We start from the raw sequence: 23,287 nt of genomic DNA, 5'->3' as shown, positions 1-23,287 counted from the left end.
TTTCTGGCGTTTTATGTTTATTCATTTTCTATAAAAAGACGATACGGAAATACGTTTGAAGATCTATTTTTTAAGTTCTTCATAAAACTTTCACACAAATAATCCCATTCGGTTGCTGATAGATACTCTTTCTCAATCGGATTTACTTTTAAATGAATATCGACCGTTCGGCTAAAACCTGCTTTTACAGAGATCTCTTTTCGAGTTCCTTTTTCTATTTTAATATCTAAAATGCAACTTTTAAAATGATTAAATCCAAATGCTTTAATATCTGCAAACGTCACAATTCTGCCACGTGTTAACAAAGCATTACGATATGCTAAGATTCTATCTTTATTATTTTGTTTGTTCATTCCACCAACCGTATTGGTAATCAGTACGGCTTCTTTGCTTACAAACTGCAAATCTTCTTTGGTTTCTAAAACAGTTCCTGCTTTTATATCATTCCCCGCTTCTGCACAAGTAGACCAATAATGTATTGAAAATGATTTCCCTAAAGATTCCTCAAATTTAGGTTTAATCATTAAATAAGGATCATTATTTTTAGAAAAACTACTTTCTTTAGCCTGCTGTTCTACAGAGGCCAAAAGCTGATTAATTTCAACCAAAGAGCTATTCATAAAATCTTTTCCTAAACCTGCAAAAGAAGAACTTTCATCTTTTAAAAGATCTAATACGTTTTGAAGCAGTTCTGATGCACTTCTAGAATCAAATCTAGAAACTCCACCCGTTCTTAATACTGCATTTCCTTCTTCAATAACACCATCTTTAAATTCTTTTATTTCATAATGATTATTGAATCCATCGACAACAGTATCAACATCCAAATAGATATTATTATCTGTTTCCAATGCAATGTACGACAAGAAATTACCAAGCGTTTTATTTATAATATGCTTCTTTTTATTAATTACCGGAAAGCAATTTGCAGTAAAAGAAACATTATCTAATATTTGAGGAATTAAAGATTCTGGAAAAACCATCTTCACCCAAATAATAGGATTATCATTTCTATTTGTTATCGCTTCAAAACATTTGTATTCTTCTCCATATTCACTAATAGGCTTATGTTTTAATTCTCCTTTTAGTGTGTAAAAATTATCAAAATAAAACTCATTTACTTCCTGCATTATCTCGCTCAAATGCGTATAATTACGGTTTATAATGTTTTCTATATCAATGTTATTTATAGGAACATTATATCCCTCTTGTACCGTAATTTGCAAATCATCCTGAAAACACTTCATTTGTTTCAGGTAGTAATGAAACATCTCTTTCTGATGCGTATTTTTAATATCTATGTACAGCATTAAATCTTCCAAATCCAATGCTTTTGGATTTTTCAATTCAATGCCCATAAATACGATACCAGAAGGAAGAGAATGCTTATAATCTCGAATCGAATCTTTATAAAAGAGATTCGAAATTTCGAATAAGTTTCTCTCGTACGCAATATACTTTACCTCAGCAGAAGATAGTTTTACTTCTAATGTTGGCGAAAGCGCTATTTCTTTGGTTATTGGAGCTAAAGGATTGTAAATATTATGAATTCTTCGATTTGCCGACATTTGATTCTGCAAGGAAACTTTCATATTATTTTCTAATGGCAATGCATGTAATATTGCTCTTGCCGGCTTCACTCCTGCCGTAACTTCTGGAAACATGATTTCTAAAACCCTTTCCACTACGCGGGTTTTTGAGTCTTCGAGCTCATGAGCTACTTTCTCCAACTCATAAGACAATGCATTTAGCATCATTGATACCACAGGATCAAAAGATGTTTCCATCTCCACATCTGAAAAGCCCCATGACCTAGCTGCTCTTTTTAGTACTCTGTCTTTTATTCGATCTTGTCTCATTGTTTTATTTTAATTCTATTTAATAAAAAATGAATATTTATAGTGTTTGATTTTAAATTGTCGGTTCTTTATTCTAAATAAACATTTATAGTTTTAAGATTCTCAGCAGTATCTTCAAAATTGTCATTGTTAAAAGCATTCTCCTGCTCACGCGAGCATCTCGCTCGTGCACCCAATTTTAGTTATTTTTAACAAATATCACGAACGAGATGCTACACGTCACATAACAAAAAAGTATAATAAAATTATGTTTTTCATTTCATCCTAATTGTCGTTTTCGTATGACTTTTAATACAGAAGTATTTATCGAGAAGAAAATAAAGTAATTGATTTCTAGATAAATTCCAGACGAACAATTAAAAAAATTATTTTTTCTCAAAAATAATTTCTTTCTCTCCTCGTCTTCCAGTAATTTTAATAACTTCTTGTACCTTTCTTGATTCATCATCGATTTTGACGATTAATTTACCACTATCATCATTAAATTTTCCCAAATAGTGTAAAGTCCAAGTTCCTTTTTTCGTTTTTTCATCATAAAATCTATTTACCGATGTAGTATTAGCATATAAATCAACATCACTATTTTTTAAGAACTCTATAATGTCATAAATAGTAATCTTAAATGGTTTATCAAAATCTGTTTCTTTAACTAGCCTTCCGTTTTCATCAAATTCATACCAAATTCCTAAAACACATCCAACATTTCCAAACTTTACTCCTTTTGCACGAATTCCTGAATTAATATAATACCCTTTAGATATTACAAATAATGATTTTCTAGGCTTTTGTTCGCTAAAATATCCACTTTCCTCATTTCCATATTCATTTATTTGCGTTCCATCATTTAGGACATATATATAATCTCCTGATTCATATTTGTGCTTATTAAATCTATTGATGTCAAATTTTTCAAATTCTTTGTTGACCAATTTCTTATATTCATTTTCCCTACTGTTTAGTTTAATTTTTTCGATTTTTTCTTGTTTGCTATTTTGAGGTTTACAGCTACATATCGCAAAAAAAACAACATACAATAAAATTTTATTTTTCATTTTAAATTTTTAAATATTGAATTTTATATGAGTAATGATATTTAAAGAAAAATAAGCCATTAATTATAAATTCTACACATTAAATTTATTCCTTAATTGATTTTTTGCATAACCTACTCCATTGCTAATGATAGAAACTTATGATAAGAATTGGAGGAACATTATGGATCGTCATGATCTGCCCCTCCAGGATATATTAAGTGTTTACCATCCCATAAAGTAAAATGTCCTGAAGCATTATTCTGCTCGCGCGAGTATCTCGCTCGTGCACCCAATTTTAGTTATTCTTGATAAATATCACGAACGAGATGCTACACATCGCATAACAAAAAAGTACGATAAAATTATGTTTTTCATTTCATCCTAATTGTCGTTTTCGTATGACTTTTAATATAGAAGTATTTATCGAGAAGAACATAAAGTAATTGATTTCTAGATAAATTCCAGACGAACAATTAAAGAAATTATTTTTGATAAAAAATAATTTCTTTCTCTCCTTCCTTACCTAATATTTTTATCACTTTTACCACTTCTGCTGATGAATCATCTATATCAATAACAAACATTCCTGAGTTATCTTTATATTTTCCTCGATAAACTAAACTCCAAGTGGCCTGTTTTGTTTTCTCATCATAAGATCTCTTTATTGAAGTAAAATTTGAAAATAAATCTGCTTCATTTTTTTTTAAAAATTCAATAATGTCATTAATTGCAATTTTGAAAGGTTTATCAAGATCAATTTCCTTTATTAATTTTCCTTTTTCATCAAACTCATACCAAATACCAATTTCACAATTATCCTTAAATGAAGGTCCTTTATCTTTTATATTAGAATTTGGATAAAATCCCTTGCTGATAGTAAACACAGATTTTTTTGGAAATATTTGACTAAAATAGCCTCTTTCTTTATATCCAAACTCTCTAACCCTTGAACCATTTGGCAGTGTATAAACATAGTCTTCATTTTCATTCTTATTTTGATCAAACCGTTTAATATCAAACGTTTCAAAATCTTTCGTGACTAATTCATTATATCTTTCATTTCTTTCCATTTTATAATGCTTTATTTTTTCAATTTCTGTTTGTTTTTTATCTTGTGGCTTACAACTAAAAATTACACAAATTAAACTTATTGCTAATATTTTTCTCATTTTAAATCTCTTTGGTTGCTCTATCCCATAATTTACTCCATTGCCAATGATATAAGCTTATTACAGGTATTGGAGGCGAATAAGCATCTGAATAATCCATTATATTATCTGTTTTACAAAATTCAAATGTAAATTCGCTATTGTTATCAAAAGAATGATATAATCCCATAGAGTGCAATGTTTCATGTGCAACTGTACTGTCTTTAAAGCCTATGCTATAAACCAAAATTGTTCTTAAATCATCCGTTTTATTTATTGATCTGCCTATACCATACAATCCATTAGCATCCTCATTTATAAAATAAATTTTAAAATGATTTTGATACTTTTTATAACTGTAACTTTTGTATAATTCAGTATTTAAAAATTTATAAATATCATCAATTGAACCTTTTGGTATATTAGGCCTAGTTCCTCCTACAGCATGGGAAATATTATTAAAATTGGTTTTCCTATCTGTTCTTTTTTTAGTAATTGGATCAATATCAATACTTAAATCCAAAATTACTTTTTCAAATGATGGATTTACCAAACCTTGATTCAAATATTTTTTTAATTCTTTGTCTCTATCAAATGTTTCTCCTTTCTTTGGGTTTTTACCACCATTAATATTAGTCCAAACGTTAACAAAAAGAACATTTACTTTATATCTATCTTTATTTCTAATTACTTTTAATTTACCCGCAAGCGATTTTTCTAATTTTCCTTTAGCATCTTTATAGGTTGCAACAACCTTTATAGGTTGATCTGTACTAAATTCTTTTAAACATGTTATAGTCATTTCTATTTCATGTCTACCGACAGATAATGGAAAAGCAGGATTAACTATTTTAAATAATTTATTATCATAATCTAGCTCTAACTTTTCTGGCTTTTTATCTATTACAAGAATAGTTTTTAAAGTAGCAGTAGTATTTTTGAACCCAGATTTAACTTCTGTTGGTTTTACTGTTCCGTCTTTTTGTTTTATTTGCTTTACGATGTTTTCAGGATATAAGCATAACCACGGCACACAGTAATTTACTCCTTTCTTCTTACCACTTTTGTCTTTAACAAAAAATGTATGGGGATTAAATTTAGACATTAATTTTCTAAATTCATCGTTACTTTGTGTAAGTACGCCACCTTGCGAAGCATATACAGCTCCATACTTGCCAATTATTTGTTTGTAATTAGTATCTCCTTTTATTTTAGTATCACCAGTTCTTACCCAATCAAATCCGTAATTCTCTCCATTCCAGTTATCTTTCGGCCTAAAATGTACTAAGCATTTTTCATTAACATATATAGCAATCATTTTAGGCTTTCCAGTACTAACTCCTTTTTCCGCCCCCGTTACTTTAATAGATTTTTTGGAACTTATTTCGATATTTTCTTTTGCATAAGACTTGATATCGCCTTTAGCATTAACTACTAATTTCCCACCTACTATTGATTTATATGACATAATTAAAAGAAATTAGATTTTTCTGCGCTATTTAATTTTATTTCTTTTTGTGAATGTTTCTGTATCTCTCCACCAGATGAATACTCCATTCCCATTTGGCTATTGAAAGTTATTTCCTTTTCTGTATGCACTTCTTTATTACCTTCAATACTTTCCATAAAGTTTCCTGTAACTGATAACATGCTGTCTCCTCCAACTGTTGTATTAAGCATCATACCTACAACACTAGTTTTATCAGCACCAGCACTTTCTGTAATATTCATTCCAGCGCTTACACTAATATTTTGCGAAGCATTAAAATTGATATTTTGTGCATTAAGGTCAATTGTGTTATTTGCTGTAATGCTAATATTACCACCAACAGTATCCATTACTATTTCATTACCGTTTTTATCGGCAATTATAATGCTTTCATCTTCAGTAAATTTTATAATGTGTCCGCTTCTGGTATGAATTGCTTTTATATTATTCTGCGCATCGGCATAACCGCTTGAGTCTTGTCCATTATATTGCGCACCAATTACATAAGGATTTTGAACATTATTGCCTTCAAAACCAATTAAAACTTCCTCTCCAATTTCAGGAACAAAATAAAATCCTTTTCCAGAACCAGAATAAGGCTGTACCATTCTTATCCAATCTGTAACTGCTGTACCGCTTGCACCATAAAACTCTACTTGCACACGTCCTAACCCTTCAGGATCGTTATTATCTTTTACCTGTGCAGGCTGTGTTTCCGCTTTCGCATATACAAAAACATCTGTATAATGTGGAGCCGATACATCGGCCGGAATAGCTTTAAATTCACAAGAATAATTTCCGTGAACTTGAGAATGGTGTACAACTTCAATAGCAATTAATTCATGCACTACCGTTTGATTTACTATTGTAAACACTTGTCCAAGACCAATTGGAAAATAAGATGTACCACTGTAATATACACTATTGGCATCACTACCCGCAGTTTGCAGTTTTATCATTTCCTCCAGTTCTTGCTTATTTGTAGCATTTGCAGTATAAGCACCATTATTTAAATCAGAATTTGCTACGGTTCCCTGATTATAACCTACAATAGCAGCAAAACTATCTTTACTTCCAGATGAAGTCTTAACGGCAGCATCACGAAAGGTTGCTACATTTTCGTAATCATAACCATTCAGCGAAATCTTATGCGAGCTCATATTTGCTTGTATCTTAAAGCTATGCAATGAAGCCCCATTAATCAACTTGGTCTGGCTAGTTTTTGTTTGTCCAAACTGCATACGCATTCCATCAAAATAAAACCATTGCCCATAACGCTTAGCAATTCTTTTTAAGAACTCAAAGCTAGTTTCGTTATATTGCAAGAGGTTTCTAAATTCTTTAAGATAGGTTGATTTAATAGAATCTCTCTGATAAAACTCTCCAGGTCCTTCAGCAAAAATTCCAAGCACAATTTCATCCATGCTACGATCTTTAAATGTTCTTGACTTTTTCATATCGTCAATTACAATACTGTGGCTTACACCAGAAACGTGCAATCCAGCTGGACTTCCATCAAGATCAATAGAAGAAAGTTCCGTAATGATTCCTTTACTCATTAGTCTAATTCCGGTAAGACTTTTAAAGGTAAAAATCACCTCATCACCAAGATAGGTTCTAAGTGCTTTTGCCTGATCTGCCGGATTAATTACTGCTTTACCCGTGTATTGCCAAACAAACGAAAAATGATGATGATCGGCCATTTTTTGAGATAGCTTTAAATCATAATAAACAACGTTTTGGGTAAAACCTCCTATAGTTATATGTACTTGTTCTGAAAAATGTGCCATAATAATGCGTACTTGTTTTTAATGAGATTTTAAACAATTAATCTAAAGCAATCCAGTTATTTGAGAATTTAGCGTCTCCAAAAGTCAATTCTTTTGCTACTAATTCCATCGTAATTCGCATTGGTATTTCGGTAGTGCTTGTAAATTGTTCATCATAGCCAATGCAAAATGCTTTAGTAAACGTAAGTTCTTTCATTTTGCTTAAAGCATCTCTTCTGTAAAAAACAATTTTTCCGTCTTTGGTTAAATCCCCATTTAGCATCCAGGATAAAAAATGACTGTTCTGGCTTGCTTCTATGATCATTTTGATCACGCCGCCTTTTGCGTTACCGGTGGGTTTACTTGTTGTATCTATTTCTTGTTTAAAGCCAATATTAAATTCAAGAACATTATATTCTTCGCCGTCTATATGTAATTTAGATAAAAAACTCATTGGTAGATTTATTAGATGATTAAATTTAGGAAATGTTGAAAATCTAGTTTTACCATTACAAAACCAGATATTTTGAAAGAAAAAACAAAAAAAAGGAAGTCCAATTATTGGACTCCCTTTTAGTTTAATTAGATTTTGATAAAGTCCAAAGGATTATACCCAAGCATTATCAAATTCTCCTCCACCCATCGAAATTTTACGAGCAGAAATCATAAAAGTTTCCGTTAATGGATTTTCACTGTTATGATCAAAGTTTTCTTTGTACTTAACCATGTAAGCTTCTGTAAACTTTAGCTCTTTTAAAGTAGCATTTGAATCACGTTTGATGAATTTTACTGACCCGTCTTTTCTTTCGAAATTGTTAGTCATCCATTCAAACAATTCAGTACTTCCAGTTGATTCAACTTCGATCATGATTCTTCCTCCACGTGTTACTGTAGATGGGCGCCCAGAAGCATCTGTTTCTTGAGCTAAATCATAACTTACGTTTAATACTTTGTAATCTTTTCCTGCTACTGTTAATGATGTTAAAAACGACATAATGAAAAATTTTTAATTATTAATTTATTTATTTATGCTGTAAATATATAAATAAAATCCTGTTATAATAATTATTTTAATAAAATTTTATTTACAATATATAAGTCTCAAATTATCAATTATTTAAAGATCTATAACACTGAATTTTAAGCAATATGAACTAAAAATAGTATTAAAAAAAACTACTTATATGATAATGGCCCAACAAAAAAGTATCCCCTAAAATCAAAATCTCTGTTAGTACTTTTTATAGTTGCTTCAATTATAATATCAACTTTCTTTTTGGCTCTGCTTACATCATCAACCAAATACATAGTTTCGGATAATTCTACCTTAAGTTCTTTTACTTTTATTCTCTTTTCATGAAAAAGAAGGGATTGTTTCATTGTTTTTGAAATGATGTCTTTGAGCGTATTTTCATTCATCAATAAGTCAAAATCAATCTCCCAAATTTTTGACCCAAACGTTTCATCAAACTTGCACTCGCCAAATGTAGTTGTAGCCAATAAAATAACCTGTTGAGCAATAGAATGTTCTATTGAAGTTTTTTCTAACTCCTTTTTTTGCATTACGCTATTAAAGTCTATAGGCAGTTTGTAAAATGCTCCTTTCATATTTTGCACATATTAAATATAAATTAATCTGTCTGTACGACCTTTTTTATCTGTTTCCATTTCTTTAGAAACCTGCTTGCGTTTAATCAGATGCAGTTTTACTGATGGTGTCAGCTTCAAAAATTTTTCCCTATAGAGTATATCTCCTATAAAACGCTGTCCTTTTTTTTCATCAACAATTACAAAATAGCTTACTCCCTTCACTACTTTCAGCGTATTAATGTCTCCAGCAAAAATTTGAATAGCTTGTCCGTCTTTTTGAAAACTATAGGTGAGTTCATCTCCATTTAATTTTCTATATTTTGAAATATCATACGTTTCCATTTCTTCTTTCAAAGGTTCAAAAGGGATATTTTCAAAAAGAAAGTTATTTGGGGCTAAGAATTTTAAACCCAAAAAGCTCCATAATCCTTTTTTCTTTGTTTGCTGTTTATAAAAAAAAGTATCGCGAGTAACTTTATATATTTCTTTTTCGTTTGTTTTATCATCTGTAACTATCATTTGATAAACAGGAATCTCAATTTCAGCAGGAATTTCAGCATCTTTTAAATGTGTATTCAAATAAACTGATCCAACCTCTTGTTCTGAAATTGTTATATTGATACTATACTTTTTTAAAGCAGAATCTGTTTTTACAATCACTTTTCCTTCTCCGCTTCCTGCATAGAAAACAGAACCATCGTTATCTGTAAGTCCCAATGAAAGGTTCAATTCTGGAAATGGCATATTTTGATTTTTTTATTAGAGATTATATTTAGGCTGTGTCAAATTCTGTCAACTGAATATTTATTTTTTCTTTCTTACTTTATAAAGTTTTAAACAGTGCAGATAAAACCTTATATTTTGGTTATCAACTTCTGTGGGACTAAATTCATAGTCCTTTTTAAGTGTGAAAAATTTTATTGTATTGATACTATTTGACATTAATTTCTTTATGTCTCTTCGTGAAAGTTCAAGAGCTGCAGTTCCATCACAATTTACCTTGAAAGTATTTTTAAGAATATACATTTCTCCATTTTTAAAATAGAGTTCCAGCGGCTGCTCTTGTTTCACACAGACATTATCTGTAAAAATTTTAAAGTATAAATAAATGCTGCCTCTTCTTTTTCCTAACTGAAAAACAGCATATTCATAATCTTCGTTATAAACACGAAGCAAAATTGGTGTCGCACTTGCAAATAACTTTCCTGAAAGCAATAAATCGTTTTGCGTAATAGGGCAACTTAAAGTATCAATTTGTTTTACTTTTTGTGCTTTAATCGAACTTGATAGGGTAAACAAACCGACTAAAAGTAAAATTTTAAGTACGTTCATGAATTTGAATTATTTGGTTTGATCATTCAAAAGATCAATGTTTTGTTGAAAAAGGAAGCACATAAAATTGTGCTTCCTTTTTTATTTACTGTACAATTATTTTTGCTCGTAATCTGTATCCCATTCTGTTCCGTCATCTCCTTTGTGCCCATCCATTTTAATAAGGAAGTTTTTAGCAGGAAAATATGGTTTCATGTGGATATCCATATAAATTCTGTCTTTTTGAATTGGATCTTGCTCGAATCTGCGGATTTCAAAATTCTCAATTAATTTATCCGGACCTGTGATTCCGTCAAGGAAAGCAACAATCTGATTCATAATTTCTTTACGTGTTTTTGCTGTAAAGTTTTCGAAAGCACGACGATTAAGGAAATCCATTAATACTTTTGTCACATAATCAAAAACACGAACTACAGAATAAGTTTGTAAACCTAAGTTATCGCCACTGAATAATGTTTTAGCAGAGAAAGCCATTACTTTTCCATACTCGTTTACCATTGGAACCAAACCTAAGTTTTCAAGATTTGCGATTTCGCTTTTCTTAAGATCAAATTTTACTCCATCTACTTCATTAATTCCACCAAATTTCTTACCTGCAGTAACTTGAGACATTAATGTTTTGTATATTTTTCCTGCCAATGCTGCAGAAGGCGCCACGTGTAAATCTTCGCTTTCTCCAATTTGATCAAATCTACCACGTCCAACCAGCCAGTTACAAGTCATGATTACGTTAGAACGGTAAACATCTCCTCCTGTTAAAGAAGCGGCGTCAAACATTTCCATTACATCATCCGGTTCGTCAAGGTGTTCGAAATCTGTAACTAACATTACTTTATTTTCATGCGCAATTTTTGCCCATTTTTCAATTACTTTATTAGAACCTAAATATCCAGGAATTACCAAAATTCCGTAGTTATTTTTAAGATCCAAACGATCGTAATTATCTACCAACTCTGAGTGAATTGCATCAATAAAACGTGTATTGTCAAGATCTTTTAATTGATCCAGTTCTGCATTTACAATCGTCACATTTTTTACTTTATCTGTTTCTGTATTTTTAAAGAATAAAGCCAATGTTCTGTAAGCTGCTTCAATCTCTCTTGTATCTTCAACAGCTTTTGCAAGGTTTTTTTGAAGCAAAGCTTCAGATTCTTTACACTTGTCCTCACTTTGAGCCACCATGTCAGTCAAAGCTTCATTATTGCTTAAAACAGAAGACCAAAGCTCCAAAGTTTTTAAAAGTGTTTCTCTTTCTTTAGCTTTATTTACTTCTCCTAAAAAGATTTTTCTTCTTGCTTTTCTCTCTGGATTAAGGTTTTGAACTCCTTCAATTGCCATTTCCAGCAAATCGAAACCACCGTATTTAGCTAGTTTTTCAACATTTTTTTCAATTGAAATTCCTTTTACTGCTTTAGGTTCTAATACTGCTGTATCCAGATCTCCTTTATATGCTTCTTTACTTGACATATCTATAATATTTTTAAATTCTTATTTGTTCTCTTTTAACTCGTTGATCAGTGCTCCAAGACTTTCCAATAAAGCTTGTTTAGCTTCACCGTCTTCTAAAGCCGCTTTTAAAATCTTGTTTGATTTTAACTGGCGGATAATTTTTTGATACTGATCTTTTTCTGTTTCAAGATCAGATAAAAAGCTGCTTTGTGTTGTGATTCCTTTTATACCAAAATCTCCTAAATTCTTAAATTTTAAAGGTTCCACTTTAGTTGCACCGTCTGCAGTTTCAAAATTTACTTTTACTTCTGGTTTAAAATGTTCAAATGCTTTTTCAATACTTGTAATTCCTTCTACCAATTCTGGTTTTACAGGCGCATCAACTGTTAATTTTTGAGCAACAAGTGTTCTGTTTTGAGGGATTGCAGTGATCGCTTCATCTGCATCTATTTTTACTTCATTACCTCCAATTCCATAGTTTGACAACATAATTTTAAATTTTTAAATGATTAGTTTATTAATTTCTTTACTCTGATTTCTAATTATTGATTTTGATAAATCTGACGACATACATCTAAATCTCTGCTTACTTTTTCTAATTCTTCTTTGTATGTTTTAGCCGACTGGTTCAAACTGTCTATTAAGTGCGAATTGTGTGTTAGGCTTCTAATTTGTTTTTTATAATCAATAATATTCTTGTACGCCAGAATAACATTGTTATATAGCTTTTTGTTTTCAGTAGTGTCTTTTGGTACTTTTTGATAAATATTGGCAATCATGACATTCGCCAGACGTTGCTGAAAATCGTTATCTACCTTTGGTGAATTGATCGAATCGATTGTCATTCTGATGCTGTCTATTTTAACCGAAAAATTAGTTTGATAATCGTATTCTCTTTTCATCATTTCGTTTTCTGCTTTCAGCATTTTATTTTCTGCTACCGGCATGTAAAAATTGAACGAAACTGCAAGCAGCATAACGCAAAAAGTTAGGATAAAGGCAATTAAAAAAGCGATAAAAGCTTTCTGGCGTTCTTGTTTATTTAATACTTCCATAATTTATATTACTATTTTACTTTTTAATCTTTGATAAAGAAACCGTGTCGTTTTGGATTATGAACGATGTCTTTTTTATCTGTTTCGGCAACAAACAACTCAATGTTTTCTTTCTTCTTACCGATGTAATCCAGTTTGTTCAGTGTCTCAAATAATTTCTCAATTCTAGCCAAAGCGTTCATTGCAAGTGAGGCTGTTTTATCAATATGAACATGATCGTAACCCGCATTTATAAGAGTGGTAAACAGGATTTCGAGATCTCCCTGCGAAATATCACACCACTCGGCAAAATAATTCAGTAGTTCTTCTTTCCCTGCACCAGATTTTGAATCGATAAAATTCTTCATCACTCTGGCAAATGACACCACCGTACTTAACATTGAAGCTGGATGCTGATGCAATGAAAACCAACGAAATTGGGTTAAGGTACTTCCTAAATAATATCCAGTATTGTCTGCCAATTGCATAACAGTCTGCGACAAGACTCCTGTCTGCTGTGCGCGGTTAATTTTTTGAGAGATCTGAACCGAATAAATCTCAATCTGACCAAACGAGCGTGCAATTTGCGCCTGCATGTCAACCAATTTTGGATGACAGGCTACCGTTACTGATGGCGGAATATAATCTTCGTCTAAAACTGTTGTATCTCCAATAAGCACTTTACCAATTGCCAGGTAAAAACCACCATACCCTATTCCTGATCGAAATTCTTCGGCTTTAATTAAATGAAGCTTGTACTCAGGCTGTGTGTACGGATATCTTGGCGGCACTTCATCAGGATCTGGTTCGCCAAAAGGAATTCTCTTTTTAGAATTCACCGAGATACAAGCCAATAAAACTAATTGTTCGCCTTCTTTTATTTCATAAGTATCTTCCGGATACGGAACCTGAAGATCTAAGGTATCGGTATTGCTTTTACTAATTTCGATTCTTGATCCGTTTGGGGTAATAGCGTGGCATTCTTCTACACGTACGCGAAGCAGTTTGTGGTTATCAATTCCTAAAGTGATTTTTGTGGCCTCTTTATTTTGGTTTCCAGAATCCAGAAGTCCATAACTTATAGGAGTGGTATGAATACCTATAGCATCGTTTACCAACTCAGAAACGTTATCCTGAATCGATAAAAAATGACTTTTATTTATCTTCATCCCATCAATCCAGTTTACGGGAAAATGACTTAATTTTTCTATCATAATTCTATATTTTTTATTTGAAATGAGAATGCTTTAATTTTCTCTGTTTTGGTTTCAAGTTAGTTTTTGCTATTACGAAATGGTATTAAATCTAATAATAACAAGTCTTTTCGGGTTAAATAGATACAATTGCGCGCACTGAGCCGGATTTTATGTCAAGGGGCTTAAATATATTTTTACTTATTTTTTGGTTTTACTTGACTTAACTTCACAAGAAAATCATCCGTTACTTCATCAAAGTTAACATTCTGAAAATCCTTAATTCCCCATATCTTTGAAGGTATCTGTTTTTCGTGATCAGCCTTATCAAAATATCTTTCACCATATTTATGGAGTACTATGTTGTTTCCAATTACTTTAAAAGTAATATAGGTCGATATTTCAATATAATCTGAGCAAACTTGATTCTCAACTGTAAAATAGTTGTCCTTAAATACTACCGTACTAAATCCTTCTGCAGCACAATTAAAATTGTTCTTAGGTATAATATTCTTGTTTTCATACCATGTTTTAAAAGAATTATTTGGCAAACCTTTTTTTATTTCCATTCGAAGTCCAAAATGAATTCTCTCAAACTCTCCTTTTTCTTCATCATTTGTATAAATTATAATTTTATCTTTTATTCCATCTTGATCTAAATCATAATCATAAAAATATGCAATGTTTCTATTCTCATTTAATTTCAGAACATTAGCAGAAGAAAATAATTCTGGAAATTGTTTATAGAAAAAATCACGTTGCCCTATTTGCGGACTTTTTGTTTGGACTTTTTTTAGAAACCTCCATTTATTGTCAAATGAATTATATAGATAAAAAAAGACCTCAGTATTATTTTTAAAAAACATAGCCTCTTCTGATTCACCATTAGATACGTCTAAATATTTTTTAGGTATATAAACTGCAAAAATGTTATATAAACTTAAATCTTTATTGACCTTTTTTTCTATTATTGAATTTTCTTTATTTTCACCTGAGTCAAAACTTTTAATATAGTTGACCCAATAATTATGCAAAGAAATGTCTTTAGGAACATAGCTTATAGCAAACCATTGTATATCATTATTATTATAATTGTAATAATAACGATATGGATGTTCAGAAAGATCTTCATCTCCAAACGAAATCATGTAACCATTGAAGTATTTTTGGTCAAAAAAATCAACAGATGATTGTTCATTGTTTATATTTTTGATTTGTTCTTTATCCTTATTTAAAACCTGCTTTTTTTTATTTGAATTTTGTCCATTACAGGAAATAAACAATAAAAAGATTAGTATTACTTTTATGATTTGTTTTAAGTTACTATATTTTCTCACCAGTATTATCAAATTTAGTTTCATATAACTCTCAGGATCTATCCTAGAAGAAGCTACATATTTCTTACAACTAATTATCGTAAAAGAGATAATTAATACAATTAAGCTCCTAATATTTAGAATTATTTTCATTTTAATTTCTCTTTATAAATTCCCTCAGCTAACAAAAGCCTAAAACTTTTGCTAGCTGGGGCTTTTCTTTTTCAATATGTCAAGGAGCTTTTTATATTACGATTTTAGATATTATGTTTAATTCATAAAAGTTACAAAACCATTATTATGACACATCAAAATCTAATAATTTTCAAACTTATGTTTACTTTTCCACTTAACGCAATTATAATAGAAACTGTTATTTAATGCGATATATCTTTTTTTAAAACGCATACTTGCTTTAAGCCATAAACAAAGTTTAAATCAATATAAGGACACCGCAACATATATATATTATCTTTAAAAGTAATAACCCCAAAATCTTGTATTTTTTCTATTTGAGGATCATTATATTCAGATAAATCTTTTATAAATTCTAATTTTAATTTATTTTCGACTTCTTTAGCTCCTAATAGATATTTTTGAGACACATGATAACCGTTTACTTCAAATATTATTGAGTCTTTATTTATTTTTAAAGAAATAATATGCATTGTATTTGTATCATTACTATTTTTATTTATTTGTGTTTGATAGATCCCAAGCCAATTGTCTCCATACTTTTTTATACTTTGCTGTATCTTTTTCTGAATGTTATATTTTTTCTCATATAAAAATTTATCCCCTAAATAAAAATTAGATTTTAATACATCCCCTTCTTTTGAAATGTGTCCTATTAAGTCTTTAACTCCAAGTTTCTCTGGATCTTCTTGTCTAAAAACTAATGTATCATCAATTTCTATTATAGAATTAGATTTATTATCAATGTAGTATATTCCCAAATTGCTACTATAGTAATCTCTTCCTTCTATTAATAAAACAAGATTACCTAAATTGGATTTATAAAGTTTAAAAACTATATCGCCATTTTCATAATAAAAATTTAATACTTTTTTTATTTCTGTTTTGTTTTTAAAAAAAGTTAATTCCTGATTGTTGGAATTAGAATTTAGAAGTACTTTATAACCATTATAAGCAGCTTCATATTCTCCCTTTATTGTTTTTATGGGTTTTTCTAATTGAAATATTTCTTCATCTTGTTTATTTTTTTCTTCAAACGATACATTTAAGGAATCTTTGGTAATTTCTGCACTTAAACTATTTTCTATGTTTTTTATATTTTCTGCACTTACATTTTCTTTACAACTTGTAAATAAAAAAGCTAAAAACGTTATACTTAAAATTCTTTTCATAATTATTTATTCAACATCGCCATAATTTCTATTTATAAATTCCCTCAGCTAACAAAAGTCTAAAACCTTTGCTAGCTGGGGCTTTTCTTTTCAATATGTCAAGGAGCTTACTTTCTTTATTTGTTTATTTTTAATATTCCGTTAGCGCTGTAGGCTCTTAATATAAAATTTATTAATTATTGATTTTCTGTTTTATTTTATCAATATCAAAATCATTAAAAAAAATACTTCCAAACACTTTTTTGTCGTATGTGAAAGTTTTGTCATTTTCACCATCAATACTAATTAATTCAATACTATATTTGTGTAATAAAATTTCGTTAGATTTTAAGTCATACTTAAATGTTATATAGTCATTACCTCTAACATCTCCTGCCTGATTATTTTCTTCAAATGTGAAGTAATTATCTTTAATCACTAAATCTTGAAAACCTTCTGCCATTGAATTAAAAAAAGAAGTGTAAATAATGTTTTTATTTTCATAAATATCATAATTATTTTCTTTCTTGATAAAAATACAGACAGGCGATTTTTTTGTTAATTTATTATTAGCTATTTCAGAAGGTTCAAAAACTATAATTTTATCAATTTGCCCATCCATATTTAGATCGCAGTCTTTTTCAACTCTTATATTATATTTTTTTGATGTATATTTTGCTTTATAATCTTTAATGTAATCTTTTGTTTTGTTAATGGTTAAAGTATCTCCAACGATTTCTTTAGAATCTTTTTCTTTGATATCTACAACTTTTTCTTTTTTATCATTACATGAAATTAAACATAACATTAAGATCATAATCTTTAAAAAAAACTTATTTTTCATTTCAATTTTTAACTTTAATTCTACTTTTATGTACAAATCCTACTAATCCTTTATTCGTTTGGATAAACCACCAATCTTCTGAACTATCTAAAACATTTACAATTTCATTATTTTCTATTTTTTCAATAACATCAGATTTAGAATTACCATTTTTCCTTAAATTACAATAACCATCTTTATCAAAAATTTGATATTTATATAATTTTCCATGTTTATCAGTATAATTACTCCTTTCTTTTTTTAATATATTGAAAGCATACATTGCTTTTTCTTTCATAAAAGCATTAAGTATAGTATATAGTTTTTGTGAATAAATTAAGTTTTCAATATCAAAATAAAAACGCCAAAATTCATTCAAATCTTTATCCTCCAATGTTTGCAACATTTTATCAAAATTTTCATCATTCTCAACTAACAAAACTAGATTCATATGAAAATAATTAACAGCGTCAGCTTCCCACTTCGCTTGACATGCAATTTTCATTATCATTTTTTTGCAATTATCATTATTAGATGATAATTCAAAAAAATATTTTATAAAATCATTTGCTTCATTATATAATGCATTTGGCTTATCTAATTTATCGTTCCAACCAAAAATTAATTTAAAATCCTTAAAATTATTAGGGAAATTATCTATAAATATTTTTTTGTTTTTAGCATTATATCCCTCTTGAAGTTGGCGGACATTAAAATTATTCTGTGCATTTATATTGCATGTTGCAATTAATAAAAAGATTATAAAATATTTATTCATACTTTGCTGTTATAATAATTTTTGCTCCTTCAACGCCTTTCTCCTTAACATAATCATTTATTTCTTTAACTTTTGCCTGACTACCTCCGACAAAATCTGTAGATTTTGAACTTCCTGGTAATAAGCAACCTTCAGTATCTGCCGCTGTATTTCCAGAATGTATTAAAATAGCTCTACTTTCAGATACATCACTATTATATAATTTTAAGACTCCTTTTTTCTTAGTTCCATTATGCCATTTTAAATTATAAGTGCCCACAGGAACTCTTTGCTCTATACCCGAAACTGTTGTATCTGGCCCCTTTTCTTCCAATATATATCCTTTAATATCAGAATCATCAATAGTAAATTCCCCAATAGTCGATTTTTTTGTTTGCCATTTTCTCACCAACCTAATTGTAACACCTTTTCCTGTCTCTTTCTTTTCTTCTTTATTTTCTGAACTTCCATATTTACAATTAGATATAGTAAAGGTCTTAGAAGTAAAATCATCAAAAGCTTCTTGTTTTTCTCCATGATTAGTTTTTCCATCTTGAAGTTGCACATCATTTCCGATCATCGGAGCAATTTTGTTTTTAACATCCTTACATTTGTTTGCTTTTTTATTGACTCCATACATATCAAAATATGCCATTGATGATAAAACCGCAATTTTAATATCTTTTGCAACTAGATCTGAATTCTTAAGTATATCTGCATTTTCATACTTTAAAGTATATTTATTTGCATTTTCATAATTAGTTCTACCTGTTAATTGAATACATCCTTTTCCTCTAAAATTCCATCCATCTCCTGATTCAATCCCTTTATTTCCAACTCTATTAGCATAAACACGATTTGCAATCGCTTTTTGATCAGCTACTTGGGTAATTATCTTTTTACCATTCTTTATTTCTTCAATTCTACCATACTTATAAGCCTCCTCTTTCCTTGTCTTAAAATATGAAAATATCGTAACATACTTTTTCTTTTTGGGATTCCATCTTCCGAGATACAAATCATCAGCCAAATAATTCATACCTTCACCTTCCTTTAATTTAAAGCTTTTTCCACTTTCAACCATCGCCTGTGCAAAAAAATGAGCCTTATTCCAACAAGTATTCATTTTTAATGCTTTCATATGTTTTGTATATGTTTCCGCAATGGTTTTTAAAGTTTCTTTGTCTGCCTTTGGAAATAAATCTTGAAGCTGTTTTACAGTTACTGGATCAATACATTTTTGACAAACTACGTTGCCTTTATCCTCCTTATCATTCTTATCTCCCTCACCAACCTTTGCAACTTTATTAGTAACATCAACAGGGTCTGGTTTAAACACTTTTGCATCTACATCTATTTTGCCGCTATGTTTGCTTTGTTTTGGGTCTGTTACTACCTCTACATCCGCAAACAATTCTTGCTCTGCTCCTTCTCCTATGTCATCTCCTTTACTTTTTAATATTCGATTGAGAAAAACATCTACGGGAAAAATATTGCTGGTAATTGTGAACTTTTGATCTATTAATATATCATTGCTTATAACATCATGCTCATATAATCTAAATCGTATTTGGTTGCCTATTAATCCTACAGAATCAATCCAAACTTTTATTTGTTTTTCTTTAAAAAGTCCAACAATAGGACGTCCTGCTGCATCTGTAATATGAACTTTTGTAATTTCGCTTTTAGCTTTTCCAGTTCCATTTGTAACTGGTGTATTTGCTTTTGGCTGCTGCAAAGGCGGTTTAGTTTGTGCCGGCTGCTGTAATGGTATTTTCTTTTTAACAGGCGCTACAGGTGTTTCCAGGTCATTTACATTCACATTTTTACTAGCTAATTTTTCGTTATCAAAATCGGTAGTAACATAATATTCGTGTATTTTACCCTCGTCTTTACTCTTATCGGCAATTTTTGCAAAACTTGGTCGTAATACAAAATCGACATCCGCTTTTCCGTCTTTAACTATTCCAGAAAGCGTTTGCAATATATTTTTTTCATTTGCTTTATTGTGCCCTGCTCCAGCGGCATCATCTTCCCAAAGGGTTACAGATACTTTGCGTTTTTCCATATGCAGACAATGTACTCTTGCTTTAAGAGTCTGTCCGTAAGAAAGCGGTGCTGTTGGCTTTTTTCCTGCTTTATCCAGCAATTCTATACTTTCAATTTTGGGAGTCTCGGCTGGATGTGTTTTTATATTGAGGCGTGCCACATCTTCTCCTCTTCTTGCCAGAATACGAATTCCTTTTCTCTCTAAACTTTTTTGAAGAAAGGTATACGAAACTCGTTTTCCTGTTTTATCATTTTCTTTTGTTTTCCGCCATCTTCCATTTTCTAGAATGTAAATTTCCCATTTTACAGGCTGTTCAAAACTATTGTTTGAAGCTGTGTTTTGAAAAGGCAGAATGCTTGGTAAAAAAGTATTTACTGAATAAAACTCTTCTTTACCTACAACAGGATCCGTATTTCCAATTATTTTAAAATCTGACATACTGCTTTATTTTATTTACAAATAGAATCACTCTCTTCTAAACTCTCCTTAAATTTTGATGTATTTACCAAAGGATTAATTTGATTGTTTACCTGTGGTTTTTCTTTTTTTGCATTCTGTTTTCCAAGCTCGGCCTTTTGTCCGTGTTTGTCTACCGTGATACAGTCCGGTCCTCCAATCGGGCAAGTTCCTTTACTGTCTTCTAATAAAATTTTTCCTTTATTAGACAGCGTCACTTTTTCATAAAACCCGCTCCATTTATTAATTACAGCCTGACAAGGGAGATAATCACCGCTTCCGTTTGGCTGCATTTTGCATTTACCAAAAGTATTTTTCTCTAGTGTCTGCCCAATTTCTTTATCAGTTGCAATCAGTTTCTTTTCGGCATCTTTATCGTTGGCATAATGTTTTTCCTGCGATTTTACCTTCAAAGTATCTGTTTTGGGTTCTACACTGAATTTACATTTCAATGTTGCTCCTTGTACTACTACATGTTTCTCACTCATGGCTTTACTTTTTTGAATATCAACTATTCTTTTAACCTTCTTAGCACTATAATCTTAAATCCCTGTTTAATTATCTTAATTTTCTTCTTTCTTTACAAGCTCAATTTCAATAGTTGCTTTTATAGGTTCATCGTATTCAATATTACAATGTGCATTTAGTTTTTCAATATTATAAGAATCAGAATTTAGAAAGTAAACTGAATTAAAATTTCCTTTCCAAGGCGCATAACCGTATATAACATCGTAACCTGTGTCTACATACTCTCCTTTTTGCTCGATTTTTATTAAATCGTTATCGTCTAGAACAGCATCTATTTTCTGCTTTACTTTAAAAACCGATTCTTCATCTTTTTCCAGCGGAAAGGATACTTCAGTCTCAAATGAATATACTCCTGTATATCCTACATGAATCCCATTAAAAAAAGTCCTCAAAAAATAATCTGAACGCAGCGATTCTAATAGAGTATCTGAGTTTTCTAAAGCATACTCCGTTTGTTCCATATAAGTTTCTGCTACTTCTCCTTCATAATAGTCTAAAACTTCCTTCTTTATTTTTGGCCAGCGGCTTTCAATTTCATTGTAATTATAAATGTCAATCCATTTACCAAATTCATCAACTACAATCTTTAAAGGATACAGCACTTCTGCGGTCTTTGCTTCAAGTTCTTGTATTACAGAATCTGGTGGTGAACCATTGACATAAATTTCTTTTTCTCTATGTATTTCAAAGAGATGGTATTTGTTTTTATCCGTCGCGAGCCATTTTACGCCAATAGTCATTTCGATCACGTCAACTGCACTGCTTACCTCAGTAGTATATTTTGCCTTATAAGTCTTGATGCTTTTCTCTGCTAAAAAAGGTATTTTGTAATCACTTCCAAAAACTACTTTTTTAGACTTTTTTAGTACTTCCTCTTTTACTTTAGCCTTTGTTTCTTCAGAAGCCAGAATGACAAATTTCAAATAGCTTTTAAAATCTGCTTCAATCAAATCGGGAAGCGGGCAATATATATTATGATATCTTCTTAGCTCTTGCGAATCGATTCCAAGCTGATCTGCTACACTTTGCAGCGTATCTCCTTTTCTTACTTTGTAAGTAAGATGTTTATCGTAGACCAATTCTTCGTCTGAGTTTTCTAAATAATACATTTGCTTTAAACTACTTTTTATTGCTAATTAGTTAATTCAGCTTCCTTCTCTTTTTCTTTCTTTCCAGTTTTAGGTTCAAACATAAAACCATCATCGCCATTTTGTTTTTTAGGCAGTCTAATCTCTTCTTTTTTCTGTCTTTTACAGATTATAACCGAATTCTCGGTAATACCATTCATGCCCAAAGTATATTTTGCGTCTACATATTTTGCTGTTTGATACCATTTTGGCTGCAGGAAGAATACCCAATTGCAATTTTTTCCATCTTGTTTTAATTCAATTTTACTATCTGCATTGTGTTCATTGTATCCAGAAACAGTATGATAAAACAAAGCACCAAAATCTATCCTCACTGGACCTTTTGATCTTATTGAAGTATATTTTGTATCGCTTTCTTTCTTCTGAATTAATAGGGTGATCAATAGCAAATCCTTCATTTGAACGTTTTCAATCTCTGGGAAAGGATCTTTTCTCTCTGGAATTTTCCACGTAACATACTCTTTAGGCGGAATCTGCATCATATAATTAAAAACCGCATAAACTCCTGTTGGCACAATAAATACCAAAAAATGAGAACACATTAAAAAGGTTAGGGTAATCCCGTTTAAGGCTGTGTAAATAATTATAAATAATACACTGGAGTATAGTGTTATAAGTAGCGAAAACAACAATTCTATACCAACATCGCCTTTTTTATTAAACTCGTTAAAATACCATCTGTACAAGTAAACATTCAGTATACCGAATAACAATGATGCTATTTGATAAAAAAGAAATTCGTCTGATAATTCGATAAATAGTTTGTTGTAACCCAAAAAACCTACCAGCGCATATACTAAAACAAAAGAGGAAATATAGATATAAAATTTCCTTTTGTATTGCTGCGCAAATTCTTTTACTTTATCTCTGAATAACATGGTAAGTATAAGGCTTACCCCTACAATTATTGCTAAAAATACTATAAGCCTGATATCAATAAGGTCTAATAAATGCTTCTTAATCATT

General features: G+C 30.4%; 22 protein-coding genes. All 22 read right to left on the bottom strand.

The window, feature by feature from the left end; genetic code table 11:
• Nucleotides 1–17: 17 nt before the first annotated feature.
• The 22 genes from M0M44_RS13960 to M0M44_RS13855 all read right to left on the bottom strand — a co-directional run bounded on the left by M0M44_RS13960 (nucleotide 18) and on the right by M0M44_RS13855 (nucleotide 23,286).
• Nucleotides 18–1,859 (bottom strand): type VI secretion system baseplate subunit TssF, encoded by a 1,842-nt coding sequence (locus M0M44_RS13960; protein WP_248726200.1) that lies wholly within the window; start codon nucleotides 1,857–1,859, stop codon nucleotides 18–20.
• A gap of 365 nt (nucleotides 1,860–2,224) precedes the next feature.
• A complete protein-coding gene (locus tag M0M44_RS13955) occupies nucleotides 2,225–2,911 on the bottom strand; it encodes a hypothetical protein (protein WP_248726199.1) in 687 nt (228 codons plus the stop codon).
• A 464-nt stretch (nucleotides 2,912–3,375) separates the two neighbouring features.
• Nucleotides 3,376–4,062 carry a hypothetical protein gene (locus M0M44_RS13950; RefSeq protein ID WP_248726198.1) on the bottom strand — a complete coding sequence of 229 codons (687 nt, stop codon included), beginning with the start codon at nucleotides 4,060–4,062 and terminating at the stop codon, nucleotides 3,376–3,378.
• A gap of 1 nt (nucleotide 4,063) precedes the next feature.
• On the bottom strand, nucleotides 4,064–5,509 hold the full coding sequence (locus M0M44_RS13945) for a zinc metalloprotease (RefSeq protein ID WP_248726197.1): 1,446 nt from the start codon (nucleotides 5,507–5,509) through the stop codon (nucleotides 4,064–4,066).
• 2 nt (nucleotides 5,510–5,511) lie between these two features.
• Entirely contained in the window at nucleotides 5,512–7,320 is a 1,809-nt protein-coding gene (locus M0M44_RS13940) for a type VI secretion system Vgr family protein (RefSeq protein ID WP_248726196.1), read from the bottom strand.
• 37 nt (nucleotides 7,321–7,357) lie between these two features.
• A complete protein-coding gene (tssD, locus tag M0M44_RS13935) occupies nucleotides 7,358–7,753 on the bottom strand; it encodes a type VI secretion system tube protein TssD (protein WP_248726195.1) in 396 nt (131 codons plus the stop codon).
• 153 nt (nucleotides 7,754–7,906) lie between these two features.
• Complete coding sequence (gene tssD, locus M0M44_RS13930) at nucleotides 7,907–8,293, bottom strand: type VI secretion system tube protein TssD (RefSeq protein ID WP_012025247.1); 387 nt, start codon at nucleotides 8,291–8,293, stop codon at nucleotides 7,907–7,909.
• A 182-nt stretch (nucleotides 8,294–8,475) separates the two neighbouring features.
• Entirely contained in the window at nucleotides 8,476–8,907 is a 432-nt protein-coding gene (locus tag M0M44_RS13925; protein ID WP_248726194.1) for a GPW/gp25 family protein, read from the bottom strand.
• 12 nt (nucleotides 8,908–8,919) lie between these two features.
• The gene (locus tag M0M44_RS13920; protein ID WP_248726193.1) at nucleotides 8,920–9,633 is read right to left on the bottom strand and encodes a hypothetical protein; all 714 of its coding nucleotides are present in this window, start codon (nucleotides 9,631–9,633) and stop codon (nucleotides 8,920–8,922) included.
• Between the two features lie 60 nt (nucleotides 9,634–9,693).
• A complete protein-coding gene (locus M0M44_RS13915; RefSeq protein ID WP_248726192.1) occupies nucleotides 9,694–10,221 on the bottom strand; it encodes a hypothetical protein in 528 nt (175 codons plus the stop codon).
• A 96-nt stretch (nucleotides 10,222–10,317) separates the two neighbouring features.
• Nucleotides 10,318–11,688 (bottom strand): DUF5458 family protein, encoded by a 1,371-nt coding sequence (locus M0M44_RS13910; RefSeq protein WP_248726191.1) that lies wholly within the window; start codon nucleotides 11,686–11,688, stop codon nucleotides 10,318–10,320.
• A 21-nt stretch (nucleotides 11,689–11,709) separates the two neighbouring features.
• Entirely contained in the window at nucleotides 11,710–12,159 is a 450-nt protein-coding gene (locus tag M0M44_RS13905) for a hypothetical protein (RefSeq protein ID WP_248726190.1), read from the bottom strand.
• A gap of 53 nt (nucleotides 12,160–12,212) precedes the next feature.
• Nucleotides 12,213–12,725, bottom strand: a complete 513-nt coding sequence (gene tssO / locus M0M44_RS13900) for a type VI secretion system TssO (protein WP_095930975.1) — start codon at nucleotides 12,723–12,725, stop codon at nucleotides 12,213–12,215.
• A 23-nt stretch (nucleotides 12,726–12,748) separates the two neighbouring features.
• Nucleotides 12,749–13,918 (bottom strand): hypothetical protein, encoded by a 1,170-nt coding sequence (locus tag M0M44_RS13895; protein WP_248726189.1) that lies wholly within the window; start codon nucleotides 13,916–13,918, stop codon nucleotides 12,749–12,751.
• 176 nt (nucleotides 13,919–14,094) lie between these two features.
• Entirely contained in the window at nucleotides 14,095–15,366 is a 1,272-nt protein-coding gene (locus tag M0M44_RS13890; RefSeq protein WP_248726188.1) for a hypothetical protein, read from the bottom strand.
• Nucleotides 15,367–15,590: 224 nt separating this feature from the next.
• Nucleotides 15,591–16,580, bottom strand: coding sequence for a hypothetical protein (locus M0M44_RS13885; RefSeq protein ID WP_248726187.1), 990 nt, complete (start codon nucleotides 16,578–16,580; stop codon nucleotides 15,591–15,593).
• A 172-nt stretch (nucleotides 16,581–16,752) separates the two neighbouring features.
• Complete coding sequence (locus M0M44_RS13880) at nucleotides 16,753–17,403, bottom strand: hypothetical protein (protein WP_248726186.1); 651 nt, start codon at nucleotides 17,401–17,403, stop codon at nucleotides 16,753–16,755.
• Nucleotide 17,404: 1 nt separating this feature from the next.
• Entirely contained in the window at nucleotides 17,405–18,160 is a 756-nt protein-coding gene (locus M0M44_RS13875; protein WP_248726185.1) for an SH3 domain-containing protein, read from the bottom strand.
• Entirely contained in the window at nucleotides 18,153–20,627 is a 2,475-nt protein-coding gene (locus M0M44_RS13870; RefSeq protein ID WP_248726184.1) for a DUF5675 family protein, read from the bottom strand. Before M0M44_RS13870 ends, M0M44_RS13875 begins: the two co-directional genes overlap by 8 nt.
• Before the next feature lie 11 nt (nucleotides 20,628–20,638).
• Complete coding sequence (locus M0M44_RS13865) at nucleotides 20,639–21,133, bottom strand: DUF4280 domain-containing protein (protein WP_248726183.1); 495 nt, start codon at nucleotides 21,131–21,133, stop codon at nucleotides 20,639–20,641.
• A gap of 75 nt (nucleotides 21,134–21,208) precedes the next feature.
• Entirely contained in the window at nucleotides 21,209–22,282 is a 1,074-nt protein-coding gene (locus tag M0M44_RS13860; RefSeq protein WP_248726182.1) for a LysM peptidoglycan-binding domain-containing protein, read from the bottom strand.
• Between the two features lie 23 nt (nucleotides 22,283–22,305).
• A complete protein-coding gene (locus M0M44_RS13855; RefSeq protein ID WP_248726181.1) occupies nucleotides 22,306–23,286 on the bottom strand; it encodes a TssN family type VI secretion system protein in 981 nt (326 codons plus the stop codon).
• Nucleotide 23,287: the final 1 nt, after the last annotated feature.

The organism is Flavobacterium humidisoli (assembly GCF_023272795.1).
Taxonomy (GTDB): domain Bacteria; phylum Bacteroidota; class Bacteroidia; order Flavobacteriales; family Flavobacteriaceae; genus Flavobacterium; species Flavobacterium humidisoli.
This window is presented reverse-complemented; position numbering and strand designations above follow the sequence as displayed.